The 14,828-nt window shown below is 55.7% G+C and carries 15 protein-coding genes; 9 read left to right on the plus strand and 6 right to left on the minus strand.

The window, feature by feature from the left end:
• Positions 1-354 precede the first annotated feature (354 nt).
• Together rpoD and AC0J4F_RS11760 are read left to right on the plus strand one after the other, a co-directional pair.
• Positions 355-2,358 (plus strand): RNA polymerase sigma factor RpoD, encoded by a 2,004-nt coding sequence (gene rpoD, locus AC0J4F_RS11755; RefSeq protein WP_209174320.1) that lies wholly within the window; start codon positions 355-357, stop codon positions 2,356-2,358.
• Positions 2,359-2,467: 109 nt separating this feature from the next.
• Entirely contained in the window at positions 2,468-3,805 is a 1,338-nt protein-coding gene (locus tag AC0J4F_RS11760; RefSeq protein ID WP_473026346.1) for a DUF930 domain-containing protein, read from the plus strand.
• A gap of 26 nt (positions 3,806-3,831) precedes the next feature.
• On the opposite strand, the gene AC0J4F_RS11765 is transcribed toward AC0J4F_RS11760, so the two are convergent.
• Together AC0J4F_RS11765 and AC0J4F_RS11770 are read right to left on the minus strand one after the other, a co-directional pair.
• Positions 3,832-4,566, minus strand: coding sequence for a substrate-binding periplasmic protein (locus tag AC0J4F_RS11765; RefSeq protein WP_473026347.1), 735 nt, complete (start codon positions 4,564-4,566; stop codon positions 3,832-3,834).
• Positions 4,567-4,744: 178 nt separating this feature from the next.
• Positions 4,745-5,494, minus strand: coding sequence for a substrate-binding periplasmic protein (locus AC0J4F_RS11770; RefSeq protein ID WP_473026348.1), 750 nt, complete (start codon positions 5,492-5,494; stop codon positions 4,745-4,747).
• A 309-nt stretch (positions 5,495-5,803) separates the two neighbouring features.
• On the opposite strand from AC0J4F_RS11770, the gene AC0J4F_RS11775 reads away from it, so the two are divergent.
• The 4 genes from AC0J4F_RS11775 (at position 5,804) to AC0J4F_RS11790 (ending at position 8,703) form a co-directional block, all read left to right on the plus strand.
• Complete coding sequence (locus AC0J4F_RS11775; protein WP_133946143.1) at positions 5,804-6,232, plus strand: ketosteroid isomerase-related protein; 429 nt, start codon at positions 5,804-5,806, stop codon at positions 6,230-6,232.
• 173 nt (positions 6,233-6,405) lie between these two features.
• Positions 6,406-6,738, plus strand: a complete 333-nt coding sequence (locus tag AC0J4F_RS11780) for an ArsR/SmtB family transcription factor (RefSeq protein WP_008189107.1) — start codon at positions 6,406-6,408, stop codon at positions 6,736-6,738.
• A complete protein-coding gene (locus tag AC0J4F_RS11785) occupies positions 6,731-7,828 on the plus strand; it encodes a permease (protein WP_209002100.1) in 1,098 nt (365 codons plus the stop codon). The genes AC0J4F_RS11780 and AC0J4F_RS11785 overlap by 8 nt, the downstream gene beginning before the upstream one ends.
• 26 nt (positions 7,829-7,854) lie before the next feature.
• Positions 7,855-8,703 carry a transglutaminase-like domain-containing protein gene (locus AC0J4F_RS11790; RefSeq protein ID WP_473026349.1) on the plus strand — a complete coding sequence of 283 codons (849 nt, stop codon included), beginning with the start codon at positions 7,855-7,857 and terminating at the stop codon, positions 8,701-8,703.
• A 92-nt stretch (positions 8,704-8,795) separates the two neighbouring features.
• On the opposite strand, the gene AC0J4F_RS11795 is transcribed toward AC0J4F_RS11790, so the two are convergent.
• On the minus strand, positions 8,796-9,485 hold the full coding sequence (locus AC0J4F_RS11795) for a dimethylsulfonioproprionate lyase family protein (RefSeq protein ID WP_306148885.1): 690 nt from the start codon (positions 9,483-9,485) through the stop codon (positions 8,796-8,798).
• Positions 9,486-9,664: 179 nt separating this feature from the next.
• On the opposite strand from AC0J4F_RS11795, the gene AC0J4F_RS11800 reads away from it, so the two are divergent.
• Entirely contained in the window at positions 9,665-10,762 is a 1,098-nt protein-coding gene (locus tag AC0J4F_RS11800; protein ID WP_473026350.1) for an NAD(P)/FAD-dependent oxidoreductase, read from the plus strand.
• 80 nt (positions 10,763-10,842) lie between these two features.
• Here the strand turns inward: AC0J4F_RS11800 and AC0J4F_RS11805 are convergent, their stop codons facing one another.
• The 3 genes from AC0J4F_RS11805 to speD form a co-directional block, all read right to left on the minus strand.
• A complete protein-coding gene (locus tag AC0J4F_RS11805; RefSeq protein WP_473026351.1) occupies positions 10,843-11,010 on the minus strand; it encodes a hypothetical protein in 168 nt (55 codons plus the stop codon).
• A 181-nt stretch (positions 11,011-11,191) separates the two neighbouring features.
• A complete protein-coding gene (speE, locus tag AC0J4F_RS11810) occupies positions 11,192-12,064 on the minus strand; it encodes a polyamine aminopropyltransferase (RefSeq protein WP_473026352.1) in 873 nt (290 codons plus the stop codon).
• Positions 12,061-12,615, minus strand: a complete 555-nt coding sequence (gene speD / locus AC0J4F_RS11815; RefSeq protein ID WP_050775990.1) for an adenosylmethionine decarboxylase — start codon at positions 12,613-12,615, stop codon at positions 12,061-12,063. Before speD ends, speE begins: the two co-directional genes overlap by 4 nt.
• 200 nt (positions 12,616-12,815) lie before the next feature.
• On the opposite strand from speD, the gene AC0J4F_RS11820 reads away from it, so the two are divergent.
• Both AC0J4F_RS11820 and AC0J4F_RS11825 read left to right on the plus strand, forming a co-directional pair.
• On the plus strand, positions 12,816-13,403 hold the full coding sequence (locus tag AC0J4F_RS11820; protein WP_473026353.1) for a GNAT family N-acetyltransferase: 588 nt from the start codon (positions 12,816-12,818) through the stop codon (positions 13,401-13,403).
• A 129-nt stretch (positions 13,404-13,532) separates the two neighbouring features.
• A complete protein-coding gene (locus AC0J4F_RS11825; protein ID WP_133946159.1) occupies positions 13,533-14,747 on the plus strand; it encodes an adenylate/guanylate cyclase domain-containing protein in 1,215 nt (404 codons plus the stop codon).
• Positions 14,748-14,828: the final 81 nt, after the last annotated feature.

Raw genomic sequence — 14,828 nt, forward strand, 5'->3', positions numbered from 1 at the left:
ATCACACTTGCGAATCGTGCGCGTCGAGCTAAATAGAGGTTTTGCAGCCTTCGCGAGCCTCAGCCTTCAAGCTGCTGACGGCCAATAGTCAGAACAAAGCTGCAAGCCGCTGAAACAGAAAAACGCGAATGCACATGCGGTCGCGAAACCGGGTACTGCGTGCATTGTCGATGCAATTAATGACATTGTCGATAAGTGAGCAGTTAATTGGGACTTAAGGGACACGGCTTACAACCTGCAGAACAAGATGATTCGTCTGGCAGCCGCCGCAGCAGTGCTGGCGCGCCGGGAATGCGGGTTTGAGCCAAACAGGGCGCGGCGCGGCCGATCCAAGGCCGTGAATTGGAGCACGATATGGTAGCCAAAGCGACACAAGCTGACGACAATCAAGAACAGGGCGCGGACAATGCCGATGGCCCGTTGCTGGATTTGTCGGATGCTGCTGTCAAAAAGATGATCAAGGCCGCGAAAAAACGCGGCTATGTGACATACGATGAACTCAACGAGGTTCTTCCGTCCGATCAGAACTCTTCGGAAAAGATCGAAGACATCATGTCCATGTTCTCGGACATGGGCATCAATGTGATCGAGGCCGAAGAAGCGGAAGACGGACCGGAAGAGGTTGACGGCGGCGAGCTGGTTGCAGCCAAATCCTCCGCAGTTGCCAAAACAACGACAGGTAAGGAACCTGCGGACCGGACAGATGACCCGGTTCGCATGTACCTGCGTGAAATGGGCTCTGTTGAGCTTTTGTCACGCGAAGGCGAGATCGCGATTGCCAAGCGGATCGAAGCTGGCCGTGAGGCGATGATCGCTGGCCTCTGCGAGAGCCCGCTCACGTTCCAGGCAATTATCATCTGGCGTGACGAACTCAATGAAGCGCAGGTTCTCCTGCGTGACATCATCGATCTGGAAGCCACATACGCTGGCCCGGATGCCAAAGCCGGGCCGACTGGCGACAATGATGATGATCCGGATGCGGAAGATAGCGAGGGTGGGTCTGAGAACCAGGCTGGCGGCCCGTCCGAAAACACAGAAAACGAAGATGGCGAAGGCGACGGTGAGGACGACGACGACGAGTTCGAGTCCAACGTTTCGCTCTCTGCGATGGAAGCTGAGCTGAAGCCGCAAGTTCTCGAAACCTTCGACCGCATCGCTGATGACTACAAAAAGCTGCGCCGTCTGCAGGACCAACTTGTCGAGAACAAGCTGGCCAACAAGACCCTGTCTCCGAGCCAGGAGCGCCGCTACAAGAAGCTGAAAGAAGACATCGTCGTCGACGTGAAGAGCCTGTCGCTCAACCAGAACCGTATCGATGCTCTGGTCGCTCAGCTCTACGACATCAACAAGCGCTTGATGGGCTATGAAGGCCGTCTTCTGCGTCTGGCTGACAGCTACAATGTCGACCGTCAGGACTTCCTGAAGCAATACCAGGGCGCGGAGCTTGATCCGAACTGGCTGCGCAAGGTTGCGAACCTGTCAACCCGCGGCTGGAAGAACTTCATCGCCAAGGAAAAGGAAAACGTCCGCGAGTTGCGTCACGAAATCCAGACGCTGGCAACCGAGACGGGCCTGGAGATCACCGAATTCCGCCGCATTGTTGCGATGGTGCAAAAGGGTGAGCGCGAAGCGCGGATCGCCAAGAAGGAAATGGTCGAAGCGAACCTGCGCCTCGTGATTTCCATTGCGAAGAAATACACAAACCGCGGTCTGCAGTTCCTGGATCTCATCCAGGAAGGCAACATTGGCCTGATGAAGGCTGTCGACAAGTTCGAATACCGCCGCGGTTACAAGTTCTCGACCTATGCGACCTGGTGGATCCGGCAGGCAATCACGCGTTCGATTGCCGACCAGGCCCGGACTATCCGTATTCCGGTGCACATGATCGAGACGATCAACAAGATCGTTCGGACATCGCGCCAGATGCTCCACGAGATCGGCCGTGAGCCGACGCCGGAAGAGTTGGCGGAAAAGCTTCAGATGCCGCTGGAAAAAGTCCGGAAGGTTCTGAAAATTGCCAAGGAGCCGATCTCGCTCGAAACACCGATTGGTGACGAGGAAGATTCGCATCTCGGCGACTTCATCGAGGACAAGAACGCTGTTCTACCAATTGATGCGGCGATCCAGTCGAACCTGCGTGAAACCACGACCCGCGTTCTGGCGTCCCTCACGCCGCGTGAAGAACGCGTCCTTCGGATGCGGTTTGGCATCGGCATGAACACCGACCACACGTTGGAAGAGGTCGGGCAGCAGTTCTCGGTGACCCGTGAACGCATCCGCCAGATCGAGGCCAAGGCGCTCCGGAAGTTGAAGCACCCGAGCCGGTCTCGCAAGCTGCGGTCGTTCCTCGACAGCTGATCGGCCTTCGCGATAACTTGATGAAAACCCGGCACATTTCTGCCGGGTTTTTTGATAAGAAGCGAAAGATTGAGCGCGCCCGTTTGCCGGGCAGGGCAAGGCGAACCGTTTGACCATTCTCGAAATTCCGGAAAGGCGTCCCGAAACGCCCAAAGTTGCCCCCCGCATCGGGTTTGCAACCGGGGTCGTCGTGTCCCTGATCCTGCACGGTCTGGCGGCGTTGCTTCTGGTTGGCGGATTTCAAGGACACCGGCCACCTGAGGGAGTGGAGTCGGTTGAGGTGGAGCTGGTGACACTTCCAGAGCCGGTTTCGCCGGAGCCCGCACCCTTAGAGGAAGAGGAGGCGCCACAAGAGGAAGAGCCTCCGGTCGAGGAAGAAGAGCCGGCACCTGAAGTGCCTCAAGAAGAAGAGGCCGAGCAGGAGCCAGAAGAAGACGTGCAGCCTGAGGGGCCTGAGGAAAACCCGGAACTCCCGGAGATCCCTGTTTTACAGCCCGTCATTGAATTTGGCGATGAAGATACAGCGCCCGAAGGCAGCGAGCTGGGAGAGCCGCAACAGGCAGAAACCAACCTGGAAGAGCCGAATTTAGAAGACACGCCGATTGAAACGGCAGATGCTTCAGAGCCAGAGCCAGAGCCAGAGCCAGAGCCAGAGCCAGAGCCAGAGCCAGAGCCAGAGCCAGAGCCAGAGCCTCCCGTTGAAGATGCCGAAGTCGATGAGGCCGCACTCGACGAGCGTGAGTTGGATGCGCCTGAGATCGAAACGCCTCTGCCTGTCGAGGCAGGGGAGACTGCTGAACCTGTTGGGGAACCGGAAGACGCAGCCCCCGAGCAGGCCGACCCTGGCCCCGAGCAACCTGAAGCCTTGGACGAAGACGAGACTGCTGAGCCCGTAGAGGCCGGTGCAACTGAGGAGCCGGAGGAGGTGCCAACGCCTCCTGAGGCAACACCTGAGACGACACTGGACGAACCGGTTGAAGGTGAGCCGGAGGGTGCGGAAGCACAAACGGTTGTTGCCGCGATCCCGCGGACGAAACCGCCTGTGCCGGCGGGAGTGACAACTTCTGCCCCGCGTGGTGAAGCGTTGCGACCAGCCCGCAGGCTGTTGTCAGGCGACCTGCTTGCAGATGGGCGTGTGCGGACTGCCATGCGCGGCATGTCGGACAGCGAGCGCTTGAACCTTCTGTGCGCAACGGAGTTGCGGGCGCAACTACAGGCGCAAAATCCGCCAATCTTGCCGGATCTCCTGCCGACATTTCAAACGCCACCGGGTCTAACGGTGTTGAGGCCAAGCGGTGCGGCGTTCCGAACGTTCGGCACGTGGCACAATGTCGATTTCCGCTGCCAGGTGGATCGCGCGATTACGCGTGTTGAAAGCTTCAGCCTGCGGGTCGGGTCACCCGTGCCGCGATCACAATGGCGCAGCCGCGGGTTTCCGATCTTCTGATTTTCGGACGAAACGAGTTTGAGGTGTCAGTTGATCAGATAGTATTCTTCAAGGATGGCATCAAAAACGCCGGTCTCTTTGACTTTTGCCAGCCCGCGCTGAAATTCTTCGACAAGCTTTGGATCCGTGTCTTTCTGAAAAGCCATATAAGCGTAACCGCTCAGCTCTTGGATCGGCAGCGCACGGCGGATCTTTCTTGGATCCACATCCTCAAGTTCGATGAGTTCCTTGATGACAGCGTCATCAATGATCATCAGGTCTATGCGTTTTAGCATCAATTTGCGGAGATTTAGCCTGTCGTTTTCAACGGAAGACAAGTTGGTAAAACCGTTGGCTTGAAGAAACTCGCCTTTCGCGTCACCCAAATAGACACCGATCCTCAGAGGCCGTGCATCTTCCAGGGATGTAAGCTTTGGGGCGTTGTCATGGGCCAGTTGATAGAGCGACACTCCATAAGGTGCGATCTGGCCAACCCAGGCAAATTTGTCCTCACGTTCTGGAGTTCTGAGGATCGAGTAGATCAAGGTGCCAGGCGTCTGCAATGCCATCTGATAACTGCGCGCCCAAGGCAAGAACTGGATCGGAGCCGCGCGGCCCGTTTCTTTCAAGACAGCCTCGACCACTTCTGTCCCAATCCCCTTCGGAACGCCATCATCCAGATAGTTGAACGGCGGCAGATGCTCTGTGACGATTTCCAGCGTTTCCGCTTTGGCGGTAAACGCGAATGAGATGCACAGCGCAGCTAGGAATGCCAGTTTCAAGATACGCTCCGAGTGGTTTTACAGCTTTGAAGAATACACGAGGAAATCCAACACGCCACAATAAGTGCAGGCAAGAGAGATTGCACAGCCGGTTGAAAGTGACAAAGGCAATGCCGCCAGCATGGGTGGACGAACCGAGTATTGCCGGTCGCCAGAGATTTGGTCGAGTCGAGCCAGCTCAATTGATCAGAAGGTATTGGTTCAGGATCTGTTCGTACTGTCCGTTTTCTTTGATGAGTTCAAGGCCGCGCTGCACAGACATCACAAGATCAGGATCCGTTTCCTTGTGAAAGGCCATATAGAGGTGCCCGCTGACTTCGTCGATTCCCAGCGTCCTGCGGACTTTGTTTGAGGCAATGCCTTCTTCCGTGAGGAGAGGGCCAATCACACTGTCATCGATCGCGATGAGGTCGATGCGCCCCAGCATCAGCTTGCGCAGGTTTAGATGATCATCTTCTGTTGTTTGCAGATTTTGAAAGCCGTTTTTTCGCAAAACGGCCTCCTTGGCATCGCCCCGGTAGACACCAACCTGTAACAATCTGGCATCACTTAGCTGGGTTAATTTGATCACCGGTTGGTCCGCGCGTTGATACAAAGACGCACCGAAGGGCGCGATTTCTCCGACCCAGGCAAACAACGCCTCGCGTTCCGCCGTTCTTGCGATGGAATAGACCAGTGTGTTGGGTTTCGTTAAAGCGATCTGGTAGGCCCGGGCCCAAGGCATGAATCTGATTTCGGACGTATGTCCGGCAGCATCCAAGGCAGCTTGTACGACCTCTGTCGACATGCCGCGCGCTTCGCCGTCTTCCAGGTAGTTATACGGGGGCAGGTGTTCGGTAACGATCGTGATGTGCTCTGCCTTTGCCGGCAGTGCGATTAACGCCAACAGGATCAATAAAGCAAAAACTCTCAACGCTTTAATTGTCATGGTGTTTATCTTTTTGTCTCACCTCTTCTTTCCTAGGGTAAATTGGATTTGTAATCAAATGCTAAAAAGTAATTCAAAATATATTGCTTGTATTTTGTTTGTGCGCAACTTTTGAATTGTAGTGTATTGTGCAGCAGGCTGGCCCTTCTGATCCAAGGGCTACCGCTTTGAAAGTTCGATCGCACCTTTAGACTGATTGTCATGATTTTGGTTAGGTTCCGTACACCAGGGCCGCTGTGCGGTCTTGTCCCCGGCAGCGTTGGACGGCACACTCCTTTCAACCAAACAACACCAACCTGTTGAGTTCCAATGCCAAACAAGCAATCGCGTTTTCTGATCGACACGTATTTCGCTGCATTCAATGCCGGTGACACCAAGAAGATGGAAAGCTTGGTCGCCGAGGATCTGATCCATGATGTCAATCAGGGTGAGCGACGGCTGGGCAAGGACGCCTTCTGGTCGTTCAACGTGCACATGACCCGCTGCTATAAAGAACGCCTGACCGACATCGTTCTGTTTGTGAACGAGGAGGGCACACGAGCGGCTGCCGAATTCATTGTTCACGGCACGTATATCGCGACCGATGAAGGACTGCCGGAGGCCGACGGCCAGACCTATGCGCTTCCTGCGGGTAGTTTCTTTGAAATTCGCGACGGCCAGATCGCTCGCATCACCACCTACTACAATCTCCAGGATTGGATTGCCCAAGTGGGAGGTGAGGCTAAGGAAGCCTCGTAACATCAATCTCTGATGTCTTTCACGTCGCTTGGTGTTTACTGAATTGCAAGCCGTAGGCTCGTGAGGCCGAACTATGTTTGCCGTTTGCCTACGGACACTCTTGACGCGCTTCAAAAAACTATATAACTAGAATTATAGTTATATTGATTGCGCTGACAGGGACGAGGTGTGTCATGGTTCTGGAAGAAGCTGCGCAAGGCTTTGCGGCGCTGGGCTCAGAAGCCCGGCTGCAAGTGTTGTTGACCTTGGTCCGTGCGGGCCGTGACGGGTTGAGTGTCGGTGACATTCAAACCCGCACCGGCATGGCCGCGTCCACGCTGGCGCATCATCTGAAGTTTCTCGCATCTGCAGACCTGGTGGTTCAGGAAAAAGACGGCCGGTCGGTGATCAACCGTGCCGCTTTCGAGCGGCTGGAACTGCTGGCTGGATACATCTTGAAAGAATGTTGCGCGGAAGAGGGCAAGTCCTTCGTTCTTGGCGTTGAAAGGAAAGCGGCAAATGACTGAGACCGTAGACGTAGCGCAAAACACAAGCTGCTGCGCATCCGGCACTGATGGCCAAGGCGCGGCAAAACAAACGTGGTCCTTTAAGCGGTTTCCAGGGCGGGACTATATCCTATCGCCCTGGGCAATTGTTGTGACCGTTCCAGTTCTGGTCCTGGTCCTCGACCAAGTTCAATTCGTGCCGTTCGTGAGCTTTGCCATTCAGGCGTTCCTCGGCACCTTGCCCTACATCGCGTTCGCGGTCCTGTTAATTGCGTGGCTGAAAGCGGCCGGAGCAGAATCCTATGTGGGCAAAGCCTTTGAAGGGCGGGAAACGCAGGCGATCGTCCTGGCGGCTTTGTTTGGCGGGCTGGCTCCTTTCTGTTCATGTGAAGTGATCCCATTCATTGCCGGCCTTCTGGCGGTCGGTGCTCCGCTTTCGGCCATTATGGCGTTCTGGCTGTCATCGCCTCTAATCGATCCGCCGACGCTTTTGATTACAGCGGGTGCACTTGGCTGGGAGTTTGCCATCGGGAAGGCGGTCTTCGCAGTGGCCCTTGGTTTGTTTGGCGGCGCGTTGGTGGCATTTGCCATCCGCTCAGGCCTGTTTTCAGATCCGGTGCGTGTCGGATCGTCTGTCTCTGGCTGTGGCTGTGGGACATCGCCAAAGACAGGCCGGCCAGTCTGGCAATTCTGGAAAGAGAGTGAGCGCACAAGTACGTTCGGGACCGAGCTCAAGGCAAATGCTTTGTTCCTCGTGAAGTGGCTGGCCCTGGCTTATGTGCTTGAGGCATTGCTGGTCACCTATGTGCCAGCGGACATGATTGCGCGTGTTGTTGGCGGTGAAGGTGTTGGCACCATTGTCATTTCCGCTTTGGTCGGTATGCCGGCCTACCTCAACAGCTATGTGGCTCCGCCGCTGCTTGCAGGTCTGATGGACCAGGGCATGGGCGCAGGCGCTGCGATGGCCTTCATGATCGCAGGTGCTGTCAGCTCCATTCCGGCAATGGCTGCGGTGTGGTCGCTGGTCAAGCCGCCAGTGTTCGCAACCTACCTTGGACTTGGTTTCACCGGTGCGGTTCTGTCGGGGCTTTTGTTCCAGATGATCGTCTAATCAGATTTCGGACTTGAGGGGGCACCATGTCCATCTTTGTGAATGTAACTATTCAACCTGACCAGGAACACGGCCGGAAACTGTTGGTGCCGACCGGAATTCCAACCCCGCACCAGACACCCATTTCTTTCAAGGTGGAAGGTGGCGCTGTTGAACTGAGCGGAGAAGTCTCAACGGGGCAGATGGCAGCTCTGATTTCACCGGAAGACGGAAAGCCGGTAACCGTATCTTATGCCTATGCAGATGGCGGTTCGGGTTATCCGGAGCCGATGTTTCAGCCCCGGTTGAACCGGTTCACGCGCGCGGCCAACGAGCTTCTTGACGATGTGCGCGGGCTCGTTGACAGCTCAAAAGACGGTCACGCGGCCATTGAGGCGATCGTAAATGCGGTTGCAGAAAAGTTTCAATACGGACATCCGGAGGTGCGCTTCAATGATGGCCTCGATGAAGTGCCGTATATCTCCTGCGGTCTGACGGAAGGGTCCTGCGTCGACATCAACACGTACCTGATTGCATGCCTCCGGGCTGCAGGGCTCGAGGCAGGATATGTCTACGGCTACTTCTTTCCGGAAGAAAAGAACGGGACCTGCGTTGATGGTCACTGCTGGGTGGTGACACGGCACGAGGGCGTGGTTCTGGAGTGGGACATTGCACACCATTTGAAACTTGGGACACGGGAGATCTGCTGCGGTCTCAATCCCAAACCGGGGCACCGTGTGGCGACCGCGCATTCCATGGGCCTCAGTTTCCCAACGCTCGGTATCCATGAGACCAAGCTTCTCGGTGAACCAGCCTGGGTTTCCTCAGACGGCAAGCTGGCAAGCGCAGATCTCGACATTCGATGTTCAATTTCCGATGAAGCTGTTGCGGCTTAACCGGTAAACCCGGCCAAGGTCCCGGATCAAGTCCGGGACGGCAAAGTGGGCGGCGTTGCGCTATTCTTGAGGGGCAACGCCGATCTTGCTTCTTAACTGCGCTTCCGGCTGAAAACCATTTTCTGACCTGCCAGCTTGTCCTGCGGACCGGTCCAGGCGTAGGCCAATAATGCGGGTTCTGTTTTGGACACCGTTATGCGGTGGGCGTGTTCGGGCGGGTTGAAGATCATGGATCCAGGCGCATAAACACCCTGATGATTTTCAGAAACGGCGCCGGAAAGGCAAATGTAACTTTCCGAAATCCCGTCATGTGAATGCGCCGGATAGGTGCAATTCGGGGCAAAGAGAACCAACCCCAGGATCACCTCAGTCGTCAGGATTGGGCCGTTGGGACCGCAAAGTTCGGCATAAGCGTATTTCTTGTCGAGCCCGCGCGGGACCTTCTCATAGCCGTATTGCCACGTCAGCTGATCCTGCACGGATTCAATGGAACGGATCAAAGTGGCTGTTCGTTCCAGGCGTCCTTCGTCCAAAGCCCGTTTCAGATGGGCGGTTACCGGTTTGTGGGCCGGTGCATCGAAACGAAGTTCGGCATTTGATTTTATGACGCGGGATATCGCCTCGCGGACAGCACGCTGGTGCGCCCGGATGCGGTCACTGCCGCCGGAGGACAAAAAGCGATAGACCTCATAATATTCCCGGAGGAGGTAGCCCCAGTCGGGATAATCCGACAGCCGGCGGTGTGCCAAGGTCTCCGATTCGCTCTTTTCAATTTCCAGCAAGGTGCGATCTCCTCTCGCCAATATGGAGGCGCTGCAATGTGTCCGCGTGGCAAAGTAGAGGCTTTTGTCACGGCGGCAATCACAAACACATATGCGGCATGCACGAATTCCGGAAAATCACATATTGCGCTTGGCGTATGGCCAGCTAACCTGCGCGCCGCATATCTTGGGAAGTCTTCATGTCTGTCATAATTGTCGGGGCCGGAATATCCGGTCTGTCTACCGCCTGGGCCCTCACCAAACGCGGCGTGTCCGTCACGCTGGTTGAACAGGGCCCAATCCCCAATCCCTTGTCGGCTTCCGGCGATCAGCACAGGATCATCCGCCGGGCCTATGGTGGGCATGGCGGTTATCAGCGCCGTATCGGCGATGCTTACGCAGCCTGGGACGAAATGTGGGCCGACATTGGCCAAAAACACTTGGTAGAAACCGGCTTTCTGCTGCTTTCCCAGGTCGAAGGGGACGGCGGCGATGAGTATCGCACCGGTCTGATCGACGGTGGTTACCCGTTTGATGACATGAGTGCCTCGGAGACTGCCGCGCGCTTTCCGTTCATTGATGCAGATACGATCCGCTGGGGCGCTTACAGCGATGAGGGCGGTGTTCTGCTGTGCCAGAAAATTGCCAGTGAGCTGCGAGATTGGCTCCAGGAAAAAGGAGCTGACATCCGCGAGAACACGCGAGTTATATCGGTCGATCCGGACGCTGGATCCGTGACAGTCGCCGGTGGATCTGTCCTTCGTGCAGATCATGTGATTGTCACGGCCGGAGCCTGGACGCTCGGCCTGTTTCCAAAGTTCAAAACAAGCCTCACCACCTATCGGACGGCAGTTGTGTACCTCACGCCGCCAGAAGACTTAAAGGCGGCGTGGGCTGCCGGTCCCGCGATCCTCGATCCCGGTGGAACTATCGACGGCTATGTTCTCCCGCCAGTCCCGGGAACGGGCCTCAAATTCGGAGCGGGTATTCACAAATACACCGCAGAACCCGATCAGGACCGGGTTGCCAAGGCCGGCGAAGGCGAAACGTTGCGAGACTACTTCTCGCCGCCGTTCGGCCGGATCAAGGAATACAAGGTCGATGATGTTGTGACCTGCGCTTACACATTCACATCAGACGAGCATTTCTTCTGCACGACAGAGGGCAAAGTGACGGTTGTCTCCGCATGCTCCGGGCACGGTTACAAGTTCGGGGCCGTTGTCGGGCAAAAACTTGCAGATGGGTTTCAAACAAGAGACATGGACACGGCCCGTATCTGGCTGGAAGCTAGGGATTGATTACCCACGTGAAGGTGTGAGCACTCAATGAAACAAACCGGGAGAGCATCAAGTGCTCTGCCCGGTATGTGTTTCAGCCCTTAAAACAGATGCCCGGAGTGCAACAGATAGCGTTCTGCAGTTGCCTTTTCTGGCCGGTTTCTGCCCTTCGGATGGTCTGAGAACAGCGACTTGAACCAAGTCTGCTGGTTGTTCATTGCCTGGATCATCAGATCTTGGGCGTTGGGTTGGATGTGTTTCTTGCTCATCTCTATCACTCCCTTTCAAGGACACGGCGAATGTGCCGTTTCTTGTTAGGTGTTGACCAAAGATGAGAAGCGCATGTCCAATCCGTGAACGTCTTGTTATGTGTAGAGATTTCCGGCTGCAAAGCAAAAAAGCGGGCTTGAAGCCCGCTTTTTTTGGATCTGCGCAACACATAGGGGCGACTTAAGCTTTTGCCCGGCCTTCTTCGACTGCGTCGAGGATGAACTTCGGAAGTGCGAAAGAAGCGGCATGGACATCGGGCGTATAATACCGGGTGTCGAAACCCGCAGCCTTGAAACGCTCCTCAAGGATCGAAGCTGCTTGTTTGCGTAGGTCCACGTTGTCGCTTGCCCATCCAAGGGTCATGTGACCGCCGAAATAGGTCGGAATGGCCGCAATATAGGCCGTTGCGTCCTTGAAGATGCGGGAGAACCGCTCGACACTGGTGACAAGTTCGTCTCGTTGCAAAAACGGTACGCCGTTTTGCGTCACCAGGACCCCGCCCGGGGTCAGGATACGGTGAATGTCGCGATAGAACTCTTCTGAGAAGAGGACTGCGCCCGGGCCGTGCGGGTCGGTGCTGTCGACGATCACAACATCAAAGCGCCGGTCTGTTTCAGCGGCAAATTTCAGGCCGTCTTCAATCACCAGCTCAAACCGCGGATTTTCCAGAACACCCGTGTTGAAGTCGGCGAAATGCTCTTTGGAAAAATCGACGACCGACTTGTCGATCTCGACCTGAACGAGGCTTTCCACGCTTGCGTGCTTCAGAACTTCTTCGGCCAAGCCGCAATCACCGCCGCCAACGATCAGAACAGACTTTGCCGCGCCGTGGGCGATGATCGGCACATGGGACATCATCTCATGGTAGATGAATTCGTCCCGTGTGGTGACCTGCGTAACCCCGTCGAGCATCAGGATCTTTCCAAACACAGGATTGGAAAAAAGCACCAGATCCTGGTGCTCTGTCTTTTCCTGATAGAGGATCTCGTCGCAGCTGTAGCTGACCTGAACGCCTGGATGGAGCGTTTCGTTGAAGACCAAACCGTTGCTCATTCTGCCGCATCCAGAGCATGCGGTTTTGACAGCTGGTTCGCCACCTCACGCCCGCGCAGCAGTTCGGAAACAGCAGTCTTGCCCGGCTTGAAAGCCTTGCGCAGCACTTCGACGCACTTTTCTGGTTGCGCGTCTCCACACATGAAGACGTCAAAGGCGGCATAGCCAGCTTCCGGCCATGTGTGGACAGAGATGTGACTTTCCGCCAGCACCGCAACGCCTGACACACCGGTCGGCTCGAAGGGGTGCAGGTGAATGTGCAACAAGGTTGCTCCGGCCTCTTCGACACACGCGCGCATGGTCTCTTCCATATAGGCGAGATCATCAATGCGTTCAGCATCGTAAAGGTCGATAATCAAATGCGCACCAGCGCAGTGGACCCCTTCTTTTTCAATGAAGTGATCCAGGCGGTCGTCTGAATACACAGAAGCCGCGGTCGAAACGTTTTCTTCCTTCTGGGTGGTGCTTCTTGGCTCGGCAACGCTGATTGCGTCTTCTGCTACGCGAGCCTCCAAGTCCATCCCCAGTTCGAAGAGGGCGTTGCTTTTCATAATCGCTCTCCCAAACCAGCAGATGTCCCCGGTGGAGGGCCTTGGCCCTTATTTCCGGAGCGCCCTCCTTACAGATATTGTCTTTGAATCTCAATGGGGTGATCGCAAAAAATTGCTGCGGATTGTGCAGCTCTGCTATGTGATGCACTACGATAGAACGGATCGGTGAAAAAACATTCCGCGATTTGAGGGCGTTAGCAATGGCAATTGAGATCCGGCGATTAACTGGCGAAGAACTGAAAAAAACTTTGGGTGCGTTGGCTCAGCTGCGCATATCGGTTTTTCGGGCCTGGCCGTATCTTTATGAGGGCTCGCTGGACTACGAAGAAAAGTATTTGGGTCGGTATGCGGAGACGGAAGGCGCAGTGATTGTTGGCGCCTATGATGGCGACCGCTTGGTCGGGGCGGCGACAGGAGAGCCGCTTGGCGGAGAATACGAGGCTTTCCAGGCCCCGTTGCGCGCAAAGGGCTTTGATCCGGACAAGTTGTTTTACATGGCTGAATCGGTCCTGGACCCAGCGTATCGCGGGCGAGGAATTGGTCATCTCTTCTTTGACGAACGAGAAGCCCACGCAAAGGAGCTGGGTTTTGATGAGGCTGTCTTTTGTGCAGTCGTGCGTCCGGATGATCATCCGATGAAACCGGCGGACTACCGGGCGCTGGATTCGTTCTGGACAAAGCGCGGTTATGCAAAGCTGGAGGGCGTGATGGTAGCCTTCCCATGGCAAGACGTCGGTGAAAGTGAAGAAACCGACAAACCCATGCAGGTTTGGCATCGGCGGTTCTGACGTTTGGCCGCTCCAGCAACTGCCAAGAGCAACCATCGACATATGTCAGTGATTGACCGCGGGAGATCCTGGGTATGATGCAGTCTTACTTGTAAGCCGAGAAGGCTCAAAGATTGGGGAGGTCCTTTTGTGGGCGATACGGCGGACGAAGCTGGTAAATTGACATGGAACCCGCGCGAGATCCGGGACTGGCTGCTGGAGCAGGGGCGTTTCGAAAAGGACCTGCACAGCTTGCTTCTAAGTTTGGGTGGCCAACTCCTGGAAGCGGGAGCGCCGGTCTGGCGGCTGCGGCTGGTGATGCGCACCCTGCATCCACTCACGACCGCTGTCGGTTCGGCTTGGGAACGTGAACCCGGCGGATCACGGCGGGTCGAGTCCGCCCACGGCCTTGAGCAACGACCCGGCTACATCGGCAGTCCCATGCAAATAGTTTCACAGACACGAACACCTTACCGGCGGCGTTTGAGCAATGAACTCGGAGATCAGGACCATAACGTCTTGCATGAGCTGAAAGCCCGCGGTGCGACGGATTACCTTGCACTGCCGCTGCGCTTTTCTGACGATAGAGGCGCGATTTTCGTCGTGACCACCGATTGCAGCGGCGGTCTGTCGGACGCCGATGTTGTGGCCTTTACAAGGATTGGGGCGGCTTTGGCCCCGATTGTCGAGGTCTATCGGTTCCGCGATACCTCGACAGCCATTGCGGAAGCGTATCTCGGGCGGCGAACCGGTCAAATGGTGCTCGATGGCCGGATAAGGCGGGGCGATATCGAGCGCATTCATGCCGCCATTATGGTCAGCGACATCCGGGATTGGACTGGTTTGAACATGCGTCTGTCCGCGGAAGAAGCGTTGGGCCGCGCCAACCGGTACTTTGAAATCATTGCAGAGGCAGTGGAAGGCAAGGGCGGTGAAATCCTGAAGTTCATCGGAGACGGTGTGCTTGCGATCTTCCCGACTGAGGATGGTCAAGCCGACGATCGCGCCGTATGCGCGAACGCTCTGGAAGCGGCCCAAACCGCGCTGCAGTGCGCCCAGGAGGCAGAGCCGCCACTTGATCTCACTTTCGGCATCGGTCTGCATTTTGGGGAAGTTCTTTACGGCAATATCGGATCGTCACGCCGGATAGACTTTACGGTACTCGGTTCCGCCGTAAATCTGGCATCTCGTCTGGAAGGATTGTGTCGGCAATGGGATCGGCCGGTTTTGTTTTCGGAAGATGTGGCAGGCCGGCTCAATGTGGAGGTGGAAAAATTGGGTTCCGCAGAATTGAAAGGAGTGAACGAGAAAGTTGATGTTTTTGGTGTTTTGAATACGTGTGATAATTCAAACTCCATAAGCTAATGATCGTTAGATTGTAATATATTCTAATGTAATAATTACATTTCTTGTGTTTATTCTATTTAATACTGTGATCATTGTTTG

The sequence above is a fragment of the Roseibium sp. R5 genome (assembly GCF_055755305.1).